The 20808-nt window shown below is 66.2% G+C and carries 22 protein-coding genes; 11 read left to right on the forward strand and 11 right to left on the reverse strand.

What is annotated here, in order from left to right; all coding sequences use genetic code 11:
- Positions 1 to 11: 11 nt before the first annotated feature.
- Positions 12 to 1520, reverse strand: coding sequence for an RNA polymerase sigma factor (locus ACWW36_RS20255; RefSeq protein WP_456137761.1), 1509 nt, complete (start codon positions 1518 to 1520; stop codon positions 12 to 14).
- Positions 1521 to 1725: 205 nt separating this feature from the next.
- Positions 1726 to 2532: a polyphosphate--glucose phosphotransferase gene (gene ppgK, locus ACWW36_RS20260; protein WP_456137762.1), complete on the reverse strand. Its 807-nt coding sequence runs from the start codon at positions 2530 to 2532 to the stop codon at positions 1726 to 1728.
- Positions 2533 to 2667: 135 nt separating this feature from the next.
- On the opposite strand from ppgK, the gene ACWW36_RS20265 reads away from it, so the two are divergent.
- Positions 2668 to 3501 carry an inositol monophosphatase family protein gene (locus ACWW36_RS20265; protein ID WP_456137763.1) on the forward strand — a complete coding sequence of 278 codons (834 nt, stop codon included), beginning with the start codon at positions 2668 to 2670 and terminating at the stop codon, positions 3499 to 3501.
- A 34-nt stretch (positions 3502 to 3535) separates the two neighbouring features.
- On the opposite strand, the gene cei is transcribed toward ACWW36_RS20265, so the two are convergent.
- Entirely contained in the window at positions 3536 to 4192 is a 657-nt protein-coding gene (gene cei / locus ACWW36_RS20270) for an envelope integrity protein Cei (protein WP_456137764.1), read from the reverse strand.
- A 165-nt stretch (positions 4193 to 4357) separates the two neighbouring features.
- Here cei and ACWW36_RS20275 point away from each other — a divergent pair, with 165 nt between their 5' ends.
- Positions 4358 to 4660, forward strand: coding sequence for a DUF4193 domain-containing protein (locus tag ACWW36_RS20275; protein WP_024445904.1), 303 nt, complete (start codon positions 4358 to 4360; stop codon positions 4658 to 4660).
- Here the strand turns inward: ACWW36_RS20275 and ACWW36_RS20280 are convergent.
- A complete protein-coding gene (locus tag ACWW36_RS20280; RefSeq protein WP_456137765.1) occupies positions 4657 to 5133 on the reverse strand; it encodes a DUF3093 domain-containing protein in 477 nt (158 codons plus the stop codon). The genes ACWW36_RS20275 and ACWW36_RS20280 overlap by 4 nt on opposite strands.
- Before the next feature lie 25 nt (positions 5134 to 5158).
- On the opposite strand from ACWW36_RS20280, the gene dut reads away from it, so the two are divergent.
- Complete coding sequence (dut, locus tag ACWW36_RS20285; RefSeq protein WP_456137766.1) at positions 5159 to 5623, forward strand: dUTP diphosphatase; 465 nt, start codon at positions 5159 to 5161, stop codon at positions 5621 to 5623.
- Entirely contained in the window at positions 5623 to 6369 is a 747-nt protein-coding gene (locus ACWW36_RS20290; protein ID WP_456137767.1) for a DUF3710 domain-containing protein, read from the forward strand. The genes dut and ACWW36_RS20290 overlap by 1 nt, the downstream gene beginning before the upstream one ends.
- Here ACWW36_RS20290 and ACWW36_RS20295 read toward each other — a convergent pair.
- Entirely contained in the window at positions 6366 to 7067 is a 702-nt protein-coding gene (locus tag ACWW36_RS20295; protein WP_456137768.1) for an alpha/beta hydrolase, read from the reverse strand. The genes ACWW36_RS20290 and ACWW36_RS20295 overlap by 4 nt on opposite strands.
- A 134-nt stretch (positions 7068 to 7201) precedes the next feature.
- Between ACWW36_RS20295 and ACWW36_RS20300 the strand changes: the two genes are divergently transcribed.
- Genes ACWW36_RS20300 through ACWW36_RS20310 form a run of 3 tightly spaced genes read left to right on the forward strand, consistent with a single transcriptional unit; the run spans position 7202 to position 9694 of the window.
- The gene (locus ACWW36_RS20300; protein ID WP_456137769.1) at positions 7202 to 7573 is read left to right on the forward strand and encodes an OB-fold nucleic acid binding domain-containing protein; all 372 of its coding nucleotides are present in this window, start codon (positions 7202 to 7204) and stop codon (positions 7571 to 7573) included.
- Positions 7570 to 8268 (forward strand): DUF3159 domain-containing protein, encoded by a 699-nt coding sequence (locus tag ACWW36_RS20305; RefSeq protein WP_456137770.1) that lies wholly within the window; start codon positions 7570 to 7572, stop codon positions 8266 to 8268. Before ACWW36_RS20300 ends, ACWW36_RS20305 begins: the two co-directional genes overlap by 4 nt.
- Complete coding sequence (locus ACWW36_RS20310) at positions 8258 to 9694, forward strand: MFS transporter (RefSeq protein WP_456137771.1); 1437 nt, start codon at positions 8258 to 8260, stop codon at positions 9692 to 9694. Before ACWW36_RS20305 ends, ACWW36_RS20310 begins: the two co-directional genes overlap by 11 nt.
- 1 nt (position 9695) lies before the next feature.
- On the opposite strand, the gene ACWW36_RS20315 is transcribed toward ACWW36_RS20310, so the two are convergent.
- Positions 9696 to 10358, reverse strand: coding sequence for a potassium channel family protein (locus ACWW36_RS20315; protein ID WP_456137772.1), 663 nt, complete (start codon positions 10356 to 10358; stop codon positions 9696 to 9698).
- A 28-nt stretch (positions 10359 to 10386) separates the two neighbouring features.
- The gene (locus ACWW36_RS20320; protein WP_456142565.1) at positions 10387 to 11061 is read right to left on the reverse strand and encodes a potassium channel family protein; all 675 of its coding nucleotides are present in this window, start codon (positions 11059 to 11061) and stop codon (positions 10387 to 10389) included.
- 100 nt (positions 11062 to 11161) lie between these two features.
- On the opposite strand from ACWW36_RS20320, the gene ACWW36_RS20325 reads away from it, so the two are divergent.
- The 3 genes from ACWW36_RS20325 to ACWW36_RS20335 are packed head-to-tail and all read left to right on the forward strand — an operon-like array spanning position 11162 to position 16525.
- On the forward strand, positions 11162 to 13156 hold the full coding sequence (locus ACWW36_RS20325) for an APC family permease (RefSeq protein WP_456137773.1): 1995 nt from the start codon (positions 11162 to 11164) through the stop codon (positions 13154 to 13156).
- A complete protein-coding gene (locus ACWW36_RS20330; protein ID WP_456137774.1) occupies positions 13153 to 14379 on the forward strand; it encodes a class I SAM-dependent RNA methyltransferase in 1227 nt (408 codons plus the stop codon). The genes ACWW36_RS20325 and ACWW36_RS20330 overlap by 4 nt, the downstream gene beginning before the upstream one ends.
- A 37-nt stretch (positions 14380 to 14416) precedes the next feature.
- A complete protein-coding gene (locus ACWW36_RS20335) occupies positions 14417 to 16525 on the forward strand; it encodes a catalase (protein ID WP_456137775.1) in 2109 nt (702 codons plus the stop codon).
- 9 nt (positions 16526 to 16534) lie between these two features.
- Here the strand turns inward: ACWW36_RS20335 and ACWW36_RS20340 are convergent, their stop codons facing one another.
- The 4 genes from ACWW36_RS20340 to ACWW36_RS20355 all read right to left on the reverse strand — a co-directional run bounded on the left by ACWW36_RS20340 (position 16535) and on the right by ACWW36_RS20355 (position 19367).
- The gene (locus tag ACWW36_RS20340; protein WP_456137776.1) at positions 16535 to 17011 is read right to left on the reverse strand and encodes an Lrp/AsnC family transcriptional regulator; all 477 of its coding nucleotides are present in this window, start codon (positions 17009 to 17011) and stop codon (positions 16535 to 16537) included.
- Between the two features lie 59 nt (positions 17012 to 17070).
- On the reverse strand, positions 17071 to 17535 hold the full coding sequence (locus ACWW36_RS20345; RefSeq protein WP_456142566.1) for a hypothetical protein: 465 nt from the start codon (positions 17533 to 17535) through the stop codon (positions 17071 to 17073).
- A 76-nt stretch (positions 17536 to 17611) separates the two neighbouring features.
- Positions 17612 to 18901: an SLC13 family permease gene (locus tag ACWW36_RS20350; protein WP_456137777.1), complete on the reverse strand. Its 1290-nt coding sequence runs from the start codon at positions 18899 to 18901 to the stop codon at positions 17612 to 17614.
- Positions 18902 to 18923: 22 nt separating this feature from the next.
- Positions 18924 to 19367: a CBS domain-containing protein gene (locus tag ACWW36_RS20355; protein ID WP_456137778.1), complete on the reverse strand. Its 444-nt coding sequence runs from the start codon at positions 19365 to 19367 to the stop codon at positions 18924 to 18926.
- 154 nt (positions 19368 to 19521) lie between these two features.
- Between ACWW36_RS20355 and nhaA the strand changes: the two genes are divergently transcribed.
- Complete coding sequence (nhaA, locus tag ACWW36_RS20360) at positions 19522 to 20805, forward strand: Na+/H+ antiporter NhaA (protein WP_456137779.1); 1284 nt, start codon at positions 19522 to 19524, stop codon at positions 20803 to 20805.
- Positions 20806 to 20808: the final 3 nt, after the last annotated feature.

Consider the following 20808-nt stretch of genomic DNA (forward strand, 5'->3'; position numbering starts at 1 on the left):
ACACGGCGCGTTTAGTCGAGATAGTCGCGCAGCACCTGAGAACGGCTGGGGTGACGCAACTTTGACATCGTCTTCGACTCGATCTGCCGGATGCGTTCACGGGTGACGCCGTACACCTGGCCGATCTCGTCGAGGGTGCGCGGCTGCCCGTCGGTGAGGCCGAACCGCAACCGCACCACGCCGGCCTCGCGCTCCGACAACGTCTCAAGCACCGACTGCAGTTGATCCTGCAGCAACGTGAACGACACCGCGTCGACGGCGACCACGGCCTCGGAATCCTCGATGAAGTCGCCGAGCTGGGAATCGCCTTCGTCGCCGATCGTCTGATCCAGCGAGATCGGTTCACGCGCGTACTGCTGGATCTCCAGCACCTTCTCCGGCGTGATGTCCATTTCCTTGGCCAGCTCTTCAGGCGTGGGCTCGCGGCCCAGGTCCTGCAGCAGCTCGCGCTGGATGCGGCCGAGCTTGTTGATCACCTCGACCATGTGCACCGGGATGCGGATCGTGCGCGCCTGGTCGGCCATCGCGCGGGTGATCGCCTGCCGGATCCACCACGTCGCGTAGGTGGAGAATTTGTAACCCTTGGTGTAGTCGAACTTTTCGACCGCGCGGATCAGACCGAGGTTGCCTTCCTGGATCAGGTCGAGGAACGCCATCCCACGGCCCGTATACCGCTTGGCCAGAGACACCACTAGACGCAGATTCGCTTCCAGCAGATGGTTTTTCGCGCGCTCACCATCGCGGCAGATCCACATCATGTCGCGCCGTTGGGCGGCAGGCAGCTTCTCGCCCTTCTCGGCGAGCTCGGTCATCAGCTGGGTGGCATACAGGCCGGCCTCGATGCGCTTGGCGAGTTCGACCTCTTCCTCGGCGTTGAGGAGCGCGACCTTGCCGATCTGCTTGAGGTAGGCACGCACCGAGTCGGCCGACGCGGTGAGCTCGGCGTCCTTGCGGGCTTGGCGCAGCGCCTCGGATTCCTCTTCGTCCCAGACGAAATCGCCGGATGCCTTGTCCTTCTCGGTGGGCTCTGCGATCTCGTCGTCCTCGGCGGCGGGCGCGTCTTCAGCGACCGCAACAGCGGGCTCGGCGTCAGCCTCGTCGTCGGCGGCAGGCTCTTCGACCGCGTCGTCGTCGGCGACCTCGAGGTCGTCCAGGTCGAGGTCGGCCTCTTCTACCTCGATGTCGTCGCCGGGCTCGGCGTCGAGGTCGTCGCTGGTCTCGAGTTCGTCGGTGGCGAGGACTTCGTCGACGACCTCTGCTTCGGGGCCGGTGGCCTTCTTCGCACGACCGCGGGTCGCGGGCGCTTCAGCCTTCTTCGCGCCGCGCGCTGGCTGCGATTTGGCCGCGGTGGCCTTGGATGCGGTGGCCTTCGCAGGCTTGCCCGCCGCTGCCTTGGTGGCCCGCTTCGCGGGGGCCGATCCATTGGCTGACTTTGCCGCCGGGGCCTTCTTGGCGGGAGTCTTGGTAGCGGTGCGCTTCACCGGCTCATCGGTTGCCGGGCGTGCCTTTGTCGCTGCCACGTACACCCTTTCGGTCTTGCAAAATCCCATGGGCACGGTCGTGCACCATCGAAAAGCGTCGGCTATGTCGAATATTGGCGGTTGATCTCGCCGCTATCCGGGATGCGGCCGCCGACGACCATTGTAACGACAGTGTGAGGTAGCACCCTGGCGAGCGGCAAATTCGACGTTCCGGGCGGCGAGCCGCGGACCGGGCAAAGCTCGGTTACTTGGCAGTAGCCGTCACGTCGACGTCGGCGGCCATCGCCGCTCCGACGATTCCGGCCGTGTTCTGCAACGCGGCCGCGACCACCGGTGTGCGGTTTTTCAACAGCGGCACCCATTTGTCGGCCTTACGGCTGATGCCGCCGCCCGCGATGAAAAGGTCGGGCCAGATGGCGTTCTCGATCGCCACCAGCACCCTGGTCACCTCTTCGGTCCAGCGCTCGTAACTCCAGCCCTTCTTTTCCTTGATCGACGACGCGGCCCTGTGCTCGGCCTCCTTGCCGCCGACCTCAAGGTGGCCGAACTCGGTATTGGGTAGCAGCACCCCGTTATGGATGACCGCCGAGCCGATTCCCGTGCCAAACGTCAGCAGGACGATCACGCCGCTGTTGTCCTTGCCCGCGCCGAACTTCTCCTCGGCCAACCCGGCCGCATCGGCATCGTTGAGCACGGTCACCGCCTGGCCGCCGAGCGCCGACGAGATCACATCGCGGGCATTGACGCCGAGCCAGCCTTTGTCGACGTTGGCCGCCGTATGCACGATCCCGTCGGTCACCACGCCCGGGTAGGTGACGCCGAGTTTGTCGGTCCACCCGAATTCCTTGACGACGGCGGCGATGGTCTTCGCGACGGCCTCAGGGGTGGCCGGTTGCGGGGTGGCCAGCTTGAAGCGCTCACCGATCAGTTGCCCGGTGTCGAGGTCGACGATGCCGCCCTTGACGCCGCTTCCGCCGACATCGATGCCGAAGCCGCGGTGCGGGCTGCCGTTGGTGCTTGGCTCGGCGGCGGGTGAATCGGTGGCGGTCATGAGCGCTCCTCTAAGAGGCCGGCAAGTGCGACGCTGCCCACACATTAGTAGCTCGGGAAATCTGATGTGTGACTGTCGCTCAACCGGTTAACGACTGGGCTCCCGCGTGCAACGGGACTGTGTTGCGATAGGCCCGTGACCCAAAACGACACCGATCTCGTCGAGTTGCGCTCACTCGCCGAGGGGCTGGCGACCGAGGCCGCCGCGTTCGTCCGGCGGCGCCGCGCCGAGGTTTTCGGCGACGCCGCCACGGCCGGGCCACAGGTGCGTGCCAAGAGCACGCCGACCGACCCGGTCACCGTCGTCGACACCGAGACCGAGCGGCTGCTGCGCGAGCGGCTGGCCGAACTGCGTCCCGGGGAACACGTCCTCGGTGAGGAGGAAGGCGGATCGGCAGCCGGGCGCGACGGCCTGACCTGGGTGCTTGATCCCATCGACGGCACGGTCAACTTCGTCTACGGCATCGAGACGTATGCGGTATCGGTGGGCGTGCAGCGCGACGGCGCGTCGGTGGCCGGGGCCGTCGCCAACGTCGCCACGGACGCGCTGTACTCCGCGGCGCTCGGCCACGGCGCGCAGCTGCGCCGGGGCGGCGTGACGACGCCGCTGCAGTCCAGCAGGGCCACCGACCTGTCAATGTCGTTGGTGGGAACCGGATTTTCCTATGCCCCCGAGCAGCGGGTCCGGCAGGCCGAGATTCTGACCCTGCTGCTGCCCACCGTGCGCGACGTGCGCCGGATGGGCTCGTGCGCTTTGGATCTGTGCATGGTCGCGGCGGGCCAACTCGACGCCTATTACGAGGACGGCGTGCACGTGTGGGACTGGGCCGCCGGTGCGCTGATCGCCACGGAAGCGGGCGCATCGGTCCAGCTGCCCCCGGCCGCCGGGGGAGCGGGTTTCGTGATGGCGGCGGGCGCAGGCATCGCCGATGCTCTGCACGACGCACTGCGCCGCTACGGCGCGCTGTAGCAGCGAATGCCGTTGCCCTGCAACGGATTGCGGTTTAGCAGGCGCCGGTGTGAATTTTCGACAGCAGGCCGGAATCGGCGGCCTGTGTCGCGTCGGGGCGAAGGCTCGCCAGCACCGCATCGATGTCGTCGCTGTGGCTCAGCTGCGTGAACTCTGTGCCGATGGCCAGGTCAACGCTGTCGTCGGTGCGCTGATCTTGGAACAGTTCCGTGCACGGCGCGACCAGCCAGACGGCGGCGGCGGCCGCCCGTCCGGCGGGCCCGAATCGGATCTGGCCCTGGCACTCCAGACGGCCGTTGGCGTAGAGGGGGTCGTTGGCGGCACCCGGTTCGGAGAAGCCGAGATCGCGGAGTTCACCGGCCACCTCGCCGGCCTGGCCGCCCTGGCCGCTGGCGTTGAGCACGCGGATCTTCGTGTCGGCCAGCTTTGCGGGCGTGACCTCGACCATGTCGGTCCGCGACACCTGCTCGCCCAGCTGCGGCGCGGGGGCGTTCGGATCGGCCGGCGCCGGCGGCGCATTGCAGATCGCGGCCTCGCGCACATCGGCGGGCTGGTTCAGCGCCATGATCCAGACCAACATCGTCACGACAGCCAGTGCCGCCATCAGCAGGATTCCTGGCAGGTAGTTTCGCCGGCGAAACGGGCGACCGTGTTTGTCGAACGCGGTACCTTCTGTGATTTGCGCGACCACGCCTGCACTCTAAGCCCAGCGCCGATGGAGCCTGCGTCCAGCGCGAACTACAGTGTGATGCAAATCACAGTGGAACGCGTGTCAATACGGGCACGAATCGTTTGGGGAATGCGTTCGACGCTGGTACAAAGCTCTGCTGCAAGGTTTGACGGAGGGGACAAGAGGATGGCTACCGATTACGACGCCCCGCGGCGCACTGAAACCGACGATGTTTCCGAGGATTCGCTCGAGGAACTGAAGGCGCGGCGTAACGAGGCTCAGTCGGCCGTCGTCGACGTCGACGAATCCGAGTCCGCCGAATCCTTCGAACTGCCCGGCGCCGATCTGTCCGGCGAAGAGCTGTCCGTGCGTGTCATCCCGAAGCAGGCCGACGAGTTCACATGCTCGAGCTGCTTCCTGGTGCATCACCGCAGCCGGCTGGCCAGCGAGAAGAACGGCGTGATGATCTGTACGGACTGCGCGGCCTAACCGCGCAACGCGGCCAGCACCCGATCCGGGTGGCGGCAGCTGATCAGCCAGTACGGCGTGGGATCGTCGGGATCGTTGAGGACAAGAAGGACCATGGGGCCGACCCATGCCCGGTGCACGACGTAGGCCGCCGGGTCGAGCTGACGGCCAAGGGCGGCCGATTTCGCCGACCGAGGCACCGCGGCCAATCGCGAGATGACGCTGGCGGGAAGGTGCGCCGCCCCGACCCGCAGCTCGGTCTCGTCCGCACCGGCCGTCACGCTCACCTCTGTCTTGCCGAACCACAGCAGCACGACGGCGGCGACGGGAAGCAGTACGGCGAACGGCAGCCAGTTCGGCAGCGCCTGCACGCCTTGGTTCACCTCGAGCGCGATCAACGCGGCCAGGCCAAGGCCGGGTGGCCACCACCACCACGGCACCGACAACCGTTCGCGGTAGCGCACGGTTTGCGACGTGGCGCGCGTGTCGGACACGCGGCCAAGAGTAATCTCTGACGTCGTGTCCACTTCTCTGGCGGTCGTGCGCCTTGATCGCGATTTGCCGATGCCCAGCCGTGCTCATGACGGCGATGCGGGCGTCGACCTCTTCAGCGCGCTCGACGTCGAGCTGGCACCCGGCCAACGGCAGTTGGTGCCGACCGGTGTCGCCGTCGCCATCCCGCACGGCATGGTCGGGCTGGTGCACCCGCGCTCGGGTTTGGCTGCGCGCGTGGGACTTTCGATCGTCAACAGCCCGGGCACCATCGACGCGGGCTACCGCGGCGAGATCAAGGTCTCGCTGATCAACCTCGACCCCGAGACGCCGATCGTCGTGCATCGCGGCGACCGGATCGCCCAGCTGCTCGTGCAGCGGGTCGAGCTGCCTGAACTGGTCGAAGTGACGTCGTTCGACGAGGCCGGCCTGGCGGACACTACCCGTGGCGACGGTGGCCACGGTTCCTCTGGCGGACATGCGAGTTTGTGATGGCATTCGGAAAGCGCAAAGACAGCGATGACGTGGGCGGCCCAGCCGACCTGACGGGCAACCCTGCCGACGAGGAGCTCGAAGGCCCTTTCGACATCGACGATTTCGACGACCCGTCGGCGGCGGCGCTGGGCAGGCTGGATCTCGGCTCGGTCCTGATCCCAATGCCCGAGGCCGGGCAGGTGCAGGTCGAACTCACCCAGCAAGGTGTACCCAGCGCGGTGTGGGTGGTGACGCCCAACGGCCGGTTCACCGTGGCCGCGTACGCAGCACCGAAGTCGACCAGCCTGTGGCGGGAGGTCGCCACCGAACTGGCCGAGTCGCTGCGCAAGGACGTACCGAACGTCAGCATCGATGACGGCCCGTGGGGCCGTGAGGTCGTCGGCGTCGCGGCTGAGGGTTCCGGTGTGGTGCGCTTCATCGGCGTCGACGGCTACCGCTGGATGATCCGCTGCGTCATCAACGGTCCGCAGGAAAACATGGAAGCGCTGGCTCACGAGGCCCGAAACGCGTTGGCCGACACGGTCATCCGTCGCGGCGACACGCCGCTTCCGGTTCGCACGCCGCTGTCCATCCAGCTGCCCGAACCGATGGCCGCGCAATTGCAGGCCGCCGCCGAGCAGGCCGCACAGCAGGCGCAGCAGGCTCAGCAGACAGGCGAACAGCCGCAACCGCCGGAGCCCGCCGCACGCCGCAGCGCGCAGGGATCTGCAATGCAGCAGCTGCGCACGATCACCGGGGGCTAAGACGCGTCGGCCAGCGCGGCCACGCATGCCGCACCGAGCACCGCGGGGTCGGCGCCCATCTCGTCGAGTGTGACCGTTCGCAGCGCCGCCCTCGGCGCTGCGGCCACCCATTCGATGCCGACCTCAACGGGATGCACCGGATCGTCGGTCGCGGCCGCAACGCCCATCGGGACGGTCAGGCCCTCCAACTCGCCGCACGTCGGCGCGACGAACTTGGCGGCCTCGTCCATGGCATCGGGCAACGACGGCCATTGACCGACCCACGACCGGGTCAGCTCGTCGGCCAGCCATCGCGGGCTCGACGACCGCATCTGAGCGGTCACCGACGCCAGACCGTCGCGTCGTAGCGTCTCCGCGGAGTGCCGCGCCGCCATCGCCGCGGGCGCCGTCTCGGGCGGGCCCGTCCACGCGGGCAAGGCGGCCAGCACCGCCACGGCGTGGCCGGCGTTGGCGAGCGCCCACGACACCGCCACCGCCGCACCGATCGACACCCCGCCGACGGCTATGGGTTCGGCGCGAGCCGCGTTGTCGAGTGCGTCGCGGTAGCCGTCGATCAGCCGGTCGGGATCCGGCGCAGGCGTGACGACCACCGCGCCGAGGTCGTGCAGCGCACCGGAAAATGCCCGGTAGACGTAGTCGTCGTCGGATCCCGTTCCGGGCAGCAGCACCGTCGTCACACCGCGCAGATTGACCGCCATCACACGATCCTGCACTGCATCCGAACTCGTCGGCGTGGCGACCCGCACCCTGCGTGGCGGATCGGAACCAACAGGTCTACGGTGGCGTTGGATTGGGTAGATCCATGGTGGATCTGCGAAAGTCAGGAGAGGCCATGGCTACGGCCGAAGGGTATCTGCGCCGGCTCACCCGCCGGCTGACGGAGGACCCGGAGCAACTCGACGTAGAAGAGCTCACCGACGAAGCCGCCAGCACCGGCGCCCAAAAGGCGATCGACTGTCGACGCGGCCAGGAAGTGACAATGGTCGGCACCCTCCGCAGCGTCGAGGCGAATGCCAAAGGCTGCGCCGGAGGTGTCAAAGCTGAATTGTTCGACGGCACCGACACCGTGATGCTCGTGTGGCTCGGCCAGCGCCGCATCCCTGGCATCGAGTCGGGTCGCACCCTGAGGGTGCACGGCCGCGTCGGCAAGCTGGAAAACGGCACCAAAGCGATCTACAACCCGCACTACGAGATTCAGAAGTGAGTGACCCCGGACCTGAACCGGGGAAGCACACAAAAGCCCATGCCGTCCTCGATCAGATGGGCGGCATCAGCGGGCTGATCTACTCTTCACTGCCCGTCGTGGTGTTCGTTCCCGTGTCCACCGCGTTCGGCCTGTTGCCCGCAATCTGCGCGGCGCTCGGCGTCGCGGCACTGATCCTGGTGTGGCGGTTGGCCCGCCACGAATCCGTCCAGCCCGCGATCTCGGGGTTCTTCGGCGTCGGGATCAGCGCGCTGATCGCCTACATCGTCGGCGAATCCAAGGGCTATTTCCTGCTCGGCATCTGGATGTCGCTGTTCTGGGCGGTGGTGTTCACGGCGTCCGTGGTCATCCGCCGTCCCGTCGTCGGCTACGTCTGGGCTTGGGTGAACTCCCACGGCCGGGCCTGGCGCCAGGTGCGCCGCGCGGTGCTGGCATTCGACATCGCGACCGTCGTCTGGGTGCTGGTATTCGCGTCTCGTTTCGCGGTCCAGCAGCACCTCTACGACGCCGACCAAACGGGCTGGCTGGGCGTGGCGCGCATCGCGATGGGCTGGCCGCTGACCGCGGTGGCCGCGCTGGTGACCTACCTGGCGATCAGGGCCGCGCAACGGGCCGTGCATGCGAATGCCGCCGCGGAGGAAGCGCACCGCCCCGCCGAGGAACACGGAGACGTCGCCCAACCCGATGCCCATTAAGACCGATACCGACCGGCCGCTGATCGCGGTCGCAGTGCTCGCCTCGTTCGTGGCGTTTCTCGACGGATCGGTGGTCAACCTCGCCTTGCCGGCGATCGGCAGGGAATTCGGCGGCGGCCTGGCGTTGCAGCAGTGGGTGGTCGACGGCTACCTGCTCACGCTCGGCGCGCTGATCCTCGTCGCGGGAGCGATTTCCGATCAGTTCGGCCGGCTTTCGGTGCTCCGCATGGGCATCGTCGTGTTCACCGTGGCTTCGCTGTTGTGCGCGCTCGCTACCAGTGGGTGGGTACTCGTCGCCGCGCGGTGTCTGCAGGGCCTCGGCGCGGCGTTTCTGGTGCCGAGCTCGCTGGCGATGATCAACTCGAGGTTCTCGGGCGCCAAGCAGTCCCGGGCGATCGGCACGTGGACGGCGTGGACCGGTATGGCGTTCGTGGTCGGGCCGCTGCTGGGCGGTGTCCTGGTCGACGCGGTGGGGTGGCGGTGGATCTTCGCGGTCAACATCGTGCCGCTGGCCGTCACGCTGTACCTGACGACCAGGCTGTCCGCTGACGAGTTCGCGGGCGATGGGTCGGCCCGCATCGACGTCGTCGGTGCGGTGCTGAACGCCGTCGGCCTCAGCGGCGCGGTGTACGCCCTCATCGAAGGGCAACGGCTCGGCTACTCGAACTCCGTCGTGGTCGTCAGCCTGGTGATCGGGGTGGCATGCCTGATCGCGTTCCCGTGGTGGGAGCGGCGCACCCCGCACCCGATGATGCCGTTGCACATCTTCGCGTCCCGCAATTTCGCGGTGGGCAACCTCGCCACGGTGTTCCTCTATGCGGCCGTGTCGCTGGGCACACTGATCGTCGCGCTGTTCCTGCAGGAGAGCGCGGGGCTGTCGGCGACCCAGGCGGGGCTGGCCACCCTGCCTGTGCCCGCGCTGTCGTTCTTCCTGGCCCGACGGTTCGGCACGCTGGCCGGTGCGCACGGGCCGCGGCTGTACATGGCCGTGGGACCGCTGATCGCCGCGAGCGGATATGCGTTGATGACGATGGCGCGCGAACCGTTCAACTTCTGGACGCAGATGCTGCCGGGGCTTGTGGTGTTCGGGCTTGGGCTCTCGGTCACGGTGTCGCCGTTGACGGCGGCGATTCTGGCCGCGGTCGACCCAGCCCAGAGTGGCATCGGCTCGGCGATCAACAACGCCGTCTCCCGTATCTCCGGGTTGATCGCAATCGCGTTCACCGGCGTAATCCTCGGTGGTGCAATGGATTTCGCGGGCTTCCGGCAGGGCGTGTTGGTGACGGCAGCCCTGTTCGCGGTCGCCGGGGTGATCTCGGCCGTCGGGATCCGCAACGCGCAGTGCGACTTCGACCGCGTGTCGTCCGACACGGCGGCGCGCTGCTACGACCGTGCGACCCCTCCGCCTGCTTACGCGCGGCGCTGATTCAGGGTTGGGGAGGCAGCAGCAGGTCGCGCAGTTGGTCCTCGGCCTCGGGGACGACCACGAACAGCAGCTCGTCGCCACCTTCGAGCGGCTCGTCTCTCTCGGGCACGATCACTCGGGACCCGCGCAGGATCGTCACAAGCGTCGCGTCGCGCGGCAGCTCGAGGCGTTTGACGGGTTTTCCGCCCCACGGCGTGTCTTCGGGCAGCGTCATCTCGACGAGATTGGCCTGGCCCGTGCGGAACTCCATGAGCCGCACCAGATCACCGATGGCGACCGCTTCTTCCACGAGCGACGCCAGCATGCGAGGAGTCGACACTGCGACGTCCACGCCCCAGTTCTCGTCGAACAGCCACTCGTTGCGTGGATCGTTGACGCGGGCCACCACGCGCGGAACCGCGAATTCGGTCTTGGCCAGCAGGCTCACGACCACGTTCACTTTGTCGTCGCCGGTCGCGGCGATCACCACGTCGAACTCCTCGAGTTTCACCGATTCGAGCAGGCTCAGCTCGCAGGCGTCGCCAAGGCGCCAGTGGGCGGCGGGTATGGCGTCGACGTCGATGTGGTCGGGATTGCGCTCCAGCAGCGTGACCTGATGCGTTTCGACGAGCTCGCGGGCGATGGATCGGCCGACGGCGCCGGCCCCTGCGATGGCGACTTTCATGCGGTTCCCGAGTTGTTGGTCGGCGCCTTCACGACGCCTCGATGTCCTCGCTGGGCGGCAGTGCCGCAATGGCCAGTGCTTCGGCGATGTGCCCGGCGATCGCGGCCATGTACACCTGATCGCCTGCCTGGATGACCGTTTTCGGGTCGGGCAGCAGACCGGCACCGAACCGGATGATGAACGCCACCCGGCCGCCGGTTCCCGTTTCCAGATCGGTGATGCGGTGGCCGACCCATTCCTCGTGCAGCGCCAGTTCGGTCACCCCGACGTTGCCCGTCGGGTCACGCCATTTGGTGGTCTCGGTCTCCCGCGTGAGCACGTTGAGCAGCCGGTCGGTCGTCCACGGCACGGTCGCCACCGTCGGGATGCCCAGCCGCTCATACACGGCCGCGCGTTTGGCGTCGTAGATGCGGGCCACGACGCGCTCCACGCCGAACGTCTCGCGGGCCACTCGGGCCGAGATGATGTTGGAGTTGTCGCCCGACGACACCGCCGCGAACGCGCCGGCTTCCTCGATGCCCGAGCGCAGCAGCACGTCACGGTCGAAACCCATGCCGAGGACCCGCTCACCCGGAAATTCGGGGGACAGCCTGTGGAAAGCGGTGCTGTCACGATCGATGACGGCCACGTCGTGACCGATTCGGGCCAGGCTGTCCGACAGAGATGCGCCCACGCGGCCGCATCCCATCACCACTACACGCACCTGACGGTCCTTTCCGGCCATGCCTGGGAGAAAGCAGTCTCTCGACTCCGCGCACTCGGAACGCTACAGCCAATCGCCGCTGGGCTTACTCTTGGCTCTCGTGTCCAAGCTTTCGACCGTCGCACGACGGCTCGTCATCGGCCGGCCGTTCCGCAGCGACAAGTTGGCGCACACGCTGCTGCCCAAGCGGATCGCCCTGCCAGTGTTCGCCTCCGACGCGCTCTCGTCGGTGGCGTACGCGCCGGAGGAAATCTTTCTGGTGTTGTCGGTCGCGGGACTGACGGCTTACTCGATGGCGCCGTGGATCGGGCTGGCCGTCTCGGTGGTGATGCTGGTCGTGATCGCCAGCTACCGGCAGAACGTGCACGCCTACCCGTCTGGCGGAGGCGACTACGAGGTGGTCACCACGAACCTGGGCCATACGGCCGGGCTGACGGTGGCCAGCGCGCTGCTTGTGGACTATGTGCTCACCGTCGCGGTTTCGATGTCGTCGGCGATGTCCAACATCGGGTCCGCGGTGCCGTTGATCGGTGAGCACAAGGTGTTTTTCGCCGTCACCGCGATCCTGATTCTCGCGTCGATGAACCTGCGCGGTATCCGGGAATCGGGTACCGCGTTCGCAATACCGACGTACGCGTTCATGATCGGCATGTACGTGATGCTCGGCTGGGGGCTCTTTCAGGTCTACGTGCTGGGCACACCCCTTCGCGCGGAGTCGGCAGGCTTCACGCTTCGTTCGGAGCACGGCGATGTGCTCGGCTTTGCGATGGTGTTCCTGATCGCGCGGGCCTTCTCATCCGGTAGCGCGGCATTGACCGGTGTCGAGGCGATCAGTAACGGGGTTCCTGCGTTCCGGAAACCCAAGTCGCGCAACGCGGCAACGACGTTGGCGTTGCTGGGAGGCGTCGCGATCTCACTGTTCATGGGCATGATCATGTTGGCGAGGGCGACCGGCGCGCAGGTCGCCGAGCGGCCACACGAGCAGCTGATCGGCGCACCACCCGACTACGACCAGAAAACGTTGATCGCACAGCTTGCCGACGCGGTATTTCACAACTTTCCGGTCGGGCTGTTCCTGATCACTGGGGTTACCGCGCTCATCCTCGTGCTGGCCGCCAACACCGCCTTCAACGGCTTTCCCGTGCTGGGATCGATTCTGGCTCAGGACCGTTTCCTGCCGCGCCAGCTCCATACGCGCGGTGACCGGCTGGCGTTCTCCAACGGCATCCTGTTTCTGGCCTTCGCGGCGATCGCGTTCGTGGTCGCGTTCCGTGCCGAGGTGACCTCACTGATCCAGCTCTACATCGTTGGCGTGTTCGTGTCCTTCACGCTCAGCCAGATCGGCATGGTGAGGCACTGGACACGGCTGCTACGCACCGAAACCGATCCGTCGGCACGGCGCCAGATGATGCGGTCGCGGGTGATCAACACCGTGGGCTTCGTCTGCACCGGCACCGTGCTGATCATCGTGATCCTCACCAAATTCCTTGCCGGGGCATGGATCGCGATCCTGGCGATGAGCGGGCTGTTCGTGATCATGAAGTTGATTCACAAGCACTACGACACGGTTGCGCGTGAGCTCGAGGAGCAGGCCGCGGAAGAACGTGACATGGTGCTGCCGAGCCGCAATCACGCCATCGTGCTGGTGTCCAAGATGCATCTGCCGACGATGCGCGCGCTGGCCTACGCCAAGGCCACCCGGCCCGACACGCTCGAAGCGATCACCGTCAGCGTCGACGACGCCGAGACCCGCGAGCTCGTGCACAAATGGGAGGACAGCGATATCACCGTCCCGCTCAAGGTGATTGCCTCGCCGTACCGCGAGATCACTCGTCCGGTGCTCGACTACGTCAAGCGTGTCAGCAAGGAGTCCCCGCGCACGGTTGTCACCGTGTTCATTCCCGAATACGTGGTCGGCCACTGGTGGGAACAGGTGCTGCACAACCAGAGCGCGCTGCGCCTGAAGGGCCGGCTGCTGTTCGAGCCGAACGTGATGGTGACATCTGTTCCGTGGCAATTGAATTCGTCTGAACGCCTGAAGACATTGCAACCGCACGCGGCGCCGGGCGATATCCGTCGAGGTTTCATGGATTGAGCGAACAGGTCGTCGACCCGCAGGCGTTGCCTGCGGAACTGGTCCTCACCGTCGGTGCACCCGCCAACGGTGGCAGCTGCGTCGCGCGCCACGAAGGCCGGGTCGTGTTCGTGCGGTACGCATTGCCGGGGGAGACGGTCAGGGTGCGGGTCGTCGGTGATCACGGATCCTATTGGCACGCCGACGTTATCGAGGTGATCGAACCGTCTACCGACCGCATCGACTCCCTGTGTCCGATCGCCGGTGTCGACGGCGCGGGCTGCTGTGATTTGGCGTTCGCCGAACCCGACGCCGCCAGGCGCATCAAGGGGGCGGTCGTCGCCAACCAGTTGGCGCGGCTGGGCGGCTATCGCTGGCGCGAGGAAGACGACGCGGCGGCCGAACCGGTGGGGTCCGTCGGCGCGACCGGTTGGCGGACACGGGTGAGGCTGGACACCTCCGACGACGGCCGCGTCGGATTTCACCGCTACCACAGCGCGGAACTGGTGACGGACCTGGACTGCGCGCAACTGCCGGCGGGCGTGCTCGACGGGTTGCAGGACTGGGTGTGGCCGGCTGGCGCGCAGGTGCACGTGGCCGTGGACGACGAAGGCGACCGGCATGTCGTGCAAGCCGGTCCGCGGACAGGGCGCAAGACGGCAACACACGTCATCGAAGGTGAATACGAGGCGGTGCAGCGGGTCGCGGATCGGGTCTGGCGAGTGCCGGTGACCGCGTTCTGGCAGGCGCACCGCGAAGCGCCACACATGTACAGCGAGCTGGTGCAGCAGCTGGCTCACTTGGACGCGGGAATGACGGCATGGGACTTATACGGTGGCGCAGGTGTTTTCGCGGCCGCCCTGGCGCGTGCCGTCGGCGACACGGGCCACGTCGTCACCGTCGACACGTCGAGAGGGGCCTCCCGGTCGGCACGGGAGGCGCTGGCCGACCTCGGCTGCGTCTCGGTGGTCACGGACTCGGTGCGACGCGCGTTGGCTGCTCAGCGGCGGCGGGCCGACGTCGCGGTGCTGGACCCGCCGCGGTCGGGCGCGGGCCGCGAGGTGATCGACCTGCTCGCCGCCGCCGAGGTGCCCAGGGTGATCCACATCGGTTGCGAAGCGGCGTCGTTCGCCCGCGATGTCGGGCTGTACATCGGCCACGGGTACGCGGTGGAAGACGTGCGGGTGTTCGATTCGTTTCCGCTGACGCACCACGTGGAGTGCGTGGCGGTGCTGACTCGCTGAGTCGTTTGCCATTGCAATTGGTGGGTACCCGCCCGGCATGGCTAACGACGCATCCAACGCCAAGCAGGAACAACTCGACGGTTCGCGTATCAGCCGAGAAACCGGATACCTGACCACCCAGCAGGGTGTGCGAGTCGACCACACCGACGACGCGCTGAAGGTCGGGGAGCGCGGCCCGACCCTGCTGGAAGACTTCCACGCCAGGGAGAAGATCACTCACTTCGACCACGAGCGCATCCCCGAACGGGTGGTGCATGCCCGCGGCGCGGGCGCATACGGCTATTTCGAGCCGTATGACGATTCGCTGGCCGAGTACACGGTCGCGAAGTTCCTGACCACACCGGGTGTGCAGACGCCGGTGTTCGTACGGTTCTCCACCGTCGGCGGCTCGCGGGGATCCGCGGACACCGTGCGCGACGTGCGCGGGTTCGCCACCAAGTTCTATACGGAGCAGGGCAACTACGATCTGGTCGGGAACAACTTTCCGGTCTTCTTCATCCAGGACGGCATCAAATTCCCCGACTTCGTGCACGCCGTCAAACCGGAGCCGCACAACGAGATTCCGCAGGCGTCCTCCGCACACGACACACTGTGGGACTTCGTGTCACTGCAGCCAGAAACCCTGCACACGATCATGTGGCTGATGTCGGACCGCGCGTTGCCGCGCAGTTACCGGATGATGGAAGGCTTCGGCGTGCACACCTTCCGGCTCGTCAACTCGCGTGGCGAGGGCACGTTCGTGAAGTTCCACTGGAAGCCGAAACTCGGTGTGCATTCGCTTGTTTGGGACGAATGCCAGAAGATCGCGGGGAAGGACCCCGACTTCAACCGTCGCGACCTGTGGGACACCATCGACGCCGGCGACTATCCGGAGTTCGAGCTGGGCGTGCAACTCGTGCCGGAAAGTGACGAGTTCAATTTCCCCTTCGACCTACTCGATGCCACGAAACTCATTCCGGAGGAGCAAGTTCCGGTCCGGCCCGTCGGCAAGATGGTGCTCAACCGCAATCCCGACAACTTCTTCGCCGAAACCGAACAGGTCGCCTTTCACACGGCCAATGTGGTGCCCGGCATCGACTTCACCAATGACCCGCTGCTGCAGTTCCGCAATTTCTCCTACCTCGACACGCAGTTGATCAGGCTGGGCGGACCCAATTTCGCTCAGCTGCCCGTGAACCGGCCGCTGGCCGATGTGCGCAACAATCAGCAGGACGGCTACGGACAGCACGCCATTCCGCAAGGCCGGTCGAGCTACTTCAAGAACACGATCGGTGGCGGTTGCCCCGCGCTGGCGGACGAAGACGTGTTCCGGCACTACACAGAGAAGGTCGACGGCCACAAGATCCGTCAGCGCGCCAAGAGTTTCCAGGACCACCACAGTCAGGCCCGGATGTTCTGGAAGAGCATGTCGCCGGTCGAGGCCAAGCACATCGTCGCGGCGTTCGCATTCGAGCTGGGCAAGGTCGAAGTGCCCGAGATCCGCGCGAGGGTCGTCGAACAGCTGAACCTCGTCGACCACGACCTCGCCGCGCAGGTGGCCGGAAAGCTGGGGTTGCCCGAGCCCGCAGAGGAAGCGGTCGACGACAAGATGCCCGCGTCGCCGGCGCTGTCGCAGCTCAACACCGCCACGGACAGCATCGCCACGCGCAAGATCGCGGTGCTGGCTGCCGACGGGGTCGACGTGAAAGGCGTCGAACGATTCAAGCGGGCGATGGAGGAGCGCGGCGCGATCGTAGAGGTCCTTGCCCCGGTCGCCGGCGGAAAGCTGGCCGGAGGGTCGGGCGGCGAACTCGCTGTGGACCGGGCACTGACCACGATGGCATCGGTGTTGTACGACGCCGTCGTCGTGCCGTGCGGACCGGAGTCCGTCGAGACGCTTGCGAAGGACGGGTATGCGGTGCACTTCGTCATCGAGGCCTATAAACACCTCAAAGCGGTCGGCGCGTTCGGCTCGGGCGTCGATCTGCTCCGCGATAGCGCGGTATCCGAGCAATTCGCCGACGATACCGATGTCGTGGTTTCCAACGGTGTGGTCTCCACAACCGCTGCGGCAGACGACCTCACCGACGAGTTCGCGCAAGCATTTGCGTCGGCGCTCGCCCAGCATCGGGCTTGGGAACGAGAGACCGATCCCGTTCCGGCCTAACCGTTGCGACTAGCGCGTGCCCCAGTTGTACTGCTGCTTAACCGTTTTGAGGTAGACGAGAGTTTCGGCCTGATACACGTCGGGCAGCGTCCGGATCCGCGTGTTGAGTATGTCCAGCAGATGCGAGTCATCCTCACACACCACCTCGACGACGAGGTCGAACCTGCCGGCCGTCAGCACCACGTAGTTGATGGCCTCGATTGCGGCCAGCTTCTCGGCGGTTGCGGCGCTGTTGCCCGAGCAGCAGATTCCGATCATCGCTTCGCGGCCGAAGCCGAGCTCCCTGGGATCGGTGACCGCCACGATTTGCATGACCCCGGCTTCGAGCAGGCGGTTCACGCGTTGTCGGACGGCTGCCTCCGAGAGGCCGACGGCCTCAGCGATTCCGGAATACGACCGGCGACCATCTCGCTGGAGGGCGTCAATGATCGCCTTGGAAACGTGATCCAATGGCGGCCTTGTAGCCGAGACGCCAGTGTCAGACATGGCTTCGATTGTGCACGTCAGGTGGTGGCTGTGTGGGAGTATCCACGTTGCTGGGCGTGTCAGTGTCTGGCGAAATACCGTTGTAGGCGCCGGTGCCGGTGGCCGAACAAAGCTAGCAGCGCGGCGGCCAGGACCGGGGTGGCTAGACGCAGCGGCGCTCGCAGCTCGAACGTGATCCGATCGCGTACCACTGTTTTGCCGTCGTCGTGCGGGGTCACACTGCGTTCATGGCGCCACCGCCGCATGCTCATCATCGTGGACTGTTCGTCGAAACCGCGCCCCGGCTGTAGTTCGGCGATGCACAGCCGGTCGTAGTCGAACGGAAGGACGCCGAACAGCCGCATCCAGCATCGGCCGACCGGGGTGCCGACCGGCACATCGTCGACGGTCAGCGACTCAGCGCCGCGTGGCATCGACATGGTCATCCACGGCCGCAGTTCGTCGTTGATGCCCTCCGGTGTGACGACTCGGGCCCACACCTGTTCGACGGGCGCATCGACGACGCTCTGGCGCTCGAAGATCACCGGCTGCCTCGCCATGGCGCTTCACGCTATCGGAGCGAACGGGCTAGCGGGTTCCTACGTTGTCGACGCCGCCTCTCTAGCCGAACACGAAATAGCGCAGCCACAGATATGGCGCGGACACCGCGACGGTCAACGCCGTCACCACGACTCCCTTGCGGGTGAACTGCCAGAACCCGATGGGATAGCCTTCGCGTCCGGCGATGCCGACCATCACTACGTTTGCGCTTGCGCCGACGGCGGTCATGTTTCCGCCGAAGCCGGCTCCGATCGCCAGCGCCCACCACATCGCCTGCACGTGGGTGGGGTTGGGGATCGTCGTCGCGAGATCTGCAACCACCGGCGTCATTGTCGCGACGTATGGGATGTTGTCGATCAGACCCGAAAGTACTGCCGAGACAACGAGTATCAACATCGTCGCCAGCAGTGCGTCGCCTCCGGTGACGTCACCGGCCAGGCGTGCCAGGTCGGCGATCACGCCGGTCTTCACCAGTGATCCGACGAGGATGAACAAGCCGGCGAAGAACAACAATGTCTCCCATTCGACGCTGGCCAGGTAGTGCACGCTTTCGAGGCCCGAAATCGTGATCAAAACGCCGGCGCCGATCAGCGCCACGATGGACGGCTCGACGTGGATCGCCGAACTGGCGACCAGCGCGGCGAGCACGCCCGCCAACACGACACCGGATTTGATCAGCAGCCTGGGATCGCGGATCGCCTCCCGTTCGTTCAGCGACATCACCTCGGCCACCCGATCTTCGTGCACACCGAACGTCCCGCGGAACAGCAGCGGCAGCAATGCCACGAAAGCGATCATCGCGATGATCGCCATTGGTGCCAGATGGATCAGAAAGTCGTTGAACGACAAGTTCGCTCGGCTTCCGATGATGATGTTCGGGGGATCGCCGATCAGTGTCGACACGCCGCCGATATTGGACGCAAGCACTTCGGCGATCAGAAGGGGGATCGGGTTGATGTCGAGGCGATCACACACCAGCAGGGTCACCGGCGCGATGAGCAGCACGATGGTCACGTTCGGCAGGATCGCCGACGCTGTCGCTGTGATGAGGACGAGCAGGAGCATCACCCGCAGCGGTGAACCACCGGCACGCTTGGCCGCCCAGATGGCTGCGTATTCGAAGCCGCCCGTCTGCCGAAGGACGCCGACGATGACCATCGTGCCGAGCAGCAGAAAGATGACGTCCCAGTCGATTCCGGTATCGCGCGAGTAGAACACGTCGTGTGAGCTGACGATCCCGAGCGCCAGCACCAGCGCGGCGCCCCCGAGCGCGACCTTCACCTTGTGGATGCGTTCGGTCGCAATCAGTGCGTAGGCGACGATGAAAACACTTAGCGCGACGATCGCCACCGAAGTCCCCGACTATCGGTGATCAGTGGGACAGGGCCACCTCGAGTATTCGCGTCGCGGTGATCACGCCCACGAGTCCCTCGCTGCCCATCACGACAACCAACGGCGAGCGGTTGCGCGCCATGACGGCCGCCACCTCGACGATCGTGTCGTCCGAATTGACCATGGCCATATCCGGCGGCGGCTTGGGCAGCACCGCCGCGACCGTCTTGCCGCCCAGTTTGTCGGCGACGCGGTCGGCCATCGACTCGCTCAGCACGCCTGCGAGTGACGGATCCTCCTGGACGTATGCAGGGACGAGCAGGCGCACGACCTGCGAAGCGGGCATTATCGTGACGGGCGTCCCCGCGCTGTCCGTCACGACCAGCCCGGGCAGCCGGCGGGTGGCCAGCAGCCGGACCGCGTCGAGCGCATTGGAGTCCAGCGCTACGACTGGAAACTCCTCGGCGATCTGTTCGGCTCGCACACATCAACGCTACGACGTCGAGTTCTGATTGCAGCGCCAATTGATAACTCCCGCGGTCGTGCGACTGCCGACCAGACTTCCCGGCGCTCCACGAGTAAAGATGCCGTAAAGGCGCTGCGCCGGCAACCGAATTCGAATAACTAGACTTTCGGCAATGCCTACCCCTGTCCGACTGCTGACGCGTGGCTCGTGGTCGGAAACGAAACGCTTCTCCGAGATCCTGCGCAGGGAAACCGTCGGCGGCATGCTGCTGCTCGCAGGCTCAGCCGCTGCTCTCGTGTGGGCGAATTCGCCGTGGGCGCATGGCTATCGGGCACTGTCGGAGTTCGCCATCGGACCCGAACTGCTGCATCTACATCTGCCTGGGTCGGTGTGGGCCGCCGACGGGCTGCTGGCGATCTTCTTCTTCGTCGTCGGGTTGGAGCTCAAGCGCGAGTTCGTCGCCGGCGACCTGCGCGACCCACGCCGTGCCGCCCTGCCGATCGCCGCCGCCGTCGGGGGAATGGTCGTGCCCGCCGCGATCTTCATCGGTATCAACCTGCTCAGCGGGCATCCCGAAAACCTCGCCGGCTGGGCGGTTCCGATCGCCACCGACATCGCGTTCGCGCTCGCGGTCCTCGCGGTGCTGTCGACCCATCTGCCCACCGCTCTGAGGACGTTCTTGTTGACGCTGGCGGTCGTCGACGATCTGCTGGCCATCACCGTCATCGCGATCTTCTACACCGACGACCTGTCGCTCGCGCCGATGGCGCTCGCCCTGATCCCGATCGGTCTGTTCGGGCTGGCCGTGCAACGTGGGATCCGCCACTGGTGGCTGCTGGTGCCGCTCGCAGTCGCGGCCTGGGCACTGGTGCATGCGAGCGGCGTGCACGCGACGGTCGCGGGTGTGGTCCTTGGCTTCACGGTCCCGGTGCTCGGTCGGCACGGGCAGCCCACCGCGGAACGGTTCGAGCACACGATGCGGCCTGTGTCGGCTGGGTTCGCGGTGCCGGTTTTCGCCTTCTTCGCCGCGGGCGTGACCGTCGACGGCTGGGCGGGGCTCGGCGATTCGTTGCTGCACCCGATCACCGACGGTGTCATCGCCGGGCTGGTGATCGGCAAACCCCTCGGCGTGTTCCTGACGGCGTTCCTGCTCGCCAGGTTCACACACGCCACACTCGACGACGACCTGGCGTGGCGCGACGTGCTCGGCGTGTCGCTGTTGGCGGGCATCGGCTTCACCGTGTCGTTATTGATCGGTGAGTTGGCCTTCGGTTACGAAACTGTGACGGGGGACGACGTCAAGATCGGCGTGCTCGTCGGCAGCGTTATCGCAGGTGTGCTGGCCTCGATTCTGTTGTTGAGCCGCAATGCGGTCTACCGCCGCATATACATGGCGGAATCGGCTGATGCGGATCACGACGGTGTGCCCGACATCTACCAAGCACAACAGGACTGAGCA

Source organism: Mycobacterium sp. MMS18-G62, assembly GCF_053877835.1.

What these genes read in the sequence shown, in the direction of transcription:
- ppgK (WP_456137762.1), bottom strand. Translation starts at nt 2,532, where the DNA reads ATGACCGCCACCGATTCACCCGCCGCCGAGCCAAGCACCAACGGCAGC.
- ACWW36_RS20275 (WP_024445904.1), top strand. Translation starts at nt 4,358, where the DNA reads ATGGCTACCGATTACGACGCCCCGCGGCGCACTGAAACCGACGATGTT.
- ACWW36_RS20290 (WP_456137767.1), top strand. Translation starts at nt 5,623, where the DNA reads ATGGCATTCGGAAAGCGCAAAGACAGCGATGACGTGGGCGGCCCAGCC.
- ACWW36_RS20295 (WP_456137768.1), bottom strand. Translation starts at nt 7,067, where the DNA reads ATGGCGGTCAATCTGCGCGGTGTGACGACGGTGCTGCTGCCCGGAACG.
- ACWW36_RS20300 (WP_456137769.1), top strand. Translation starts at nt 7,202, where the DNA reads ATGGCTACGGCCGAAGGGTATCTGCGCCGGCTCACCCGCCGGCTGACG.
- ACWW36_RS20310 (WP_456137771.1), top strand. Translation starts at nt 8,258, where the DNA reads ATGCCCATTAAGACCGATACCGACCGGCCGCTGATCGCGGTCGCAGTG.
- ACWW36_RS20315 (WP_456137772.1), bottom strand. Translation starts at nt 10,358, where the DNA reads ATGAAAGTCGCCATCGCAGGGGCCGGCGCCGTCGGCCGATCCATCGCC.
- ACWW36_RS20335 (WP_456137775.1), top strand. Translation starts at nt 14,417, where the DNA reads ATGGCTAACGACGCATCCAACGCCAAGCAGGAACAACTCGACGGTTCG.
- ACWW36_RS20340 (WP_456137776.1), bottom strand. Translation starts at nt 17,011, where the DNA reads ATGTCTGACACTGGCGTCTCGGCTACAAGGCCGCCATTGGATCACGTT.
- nhaA (WP_456137779.1), top strand. Translation starts at nt 19,522, where the DNA reads ATGCCTACCCCTGTCCGACTGCTGACGCGTGGCTCGTGGTCGGAAACG.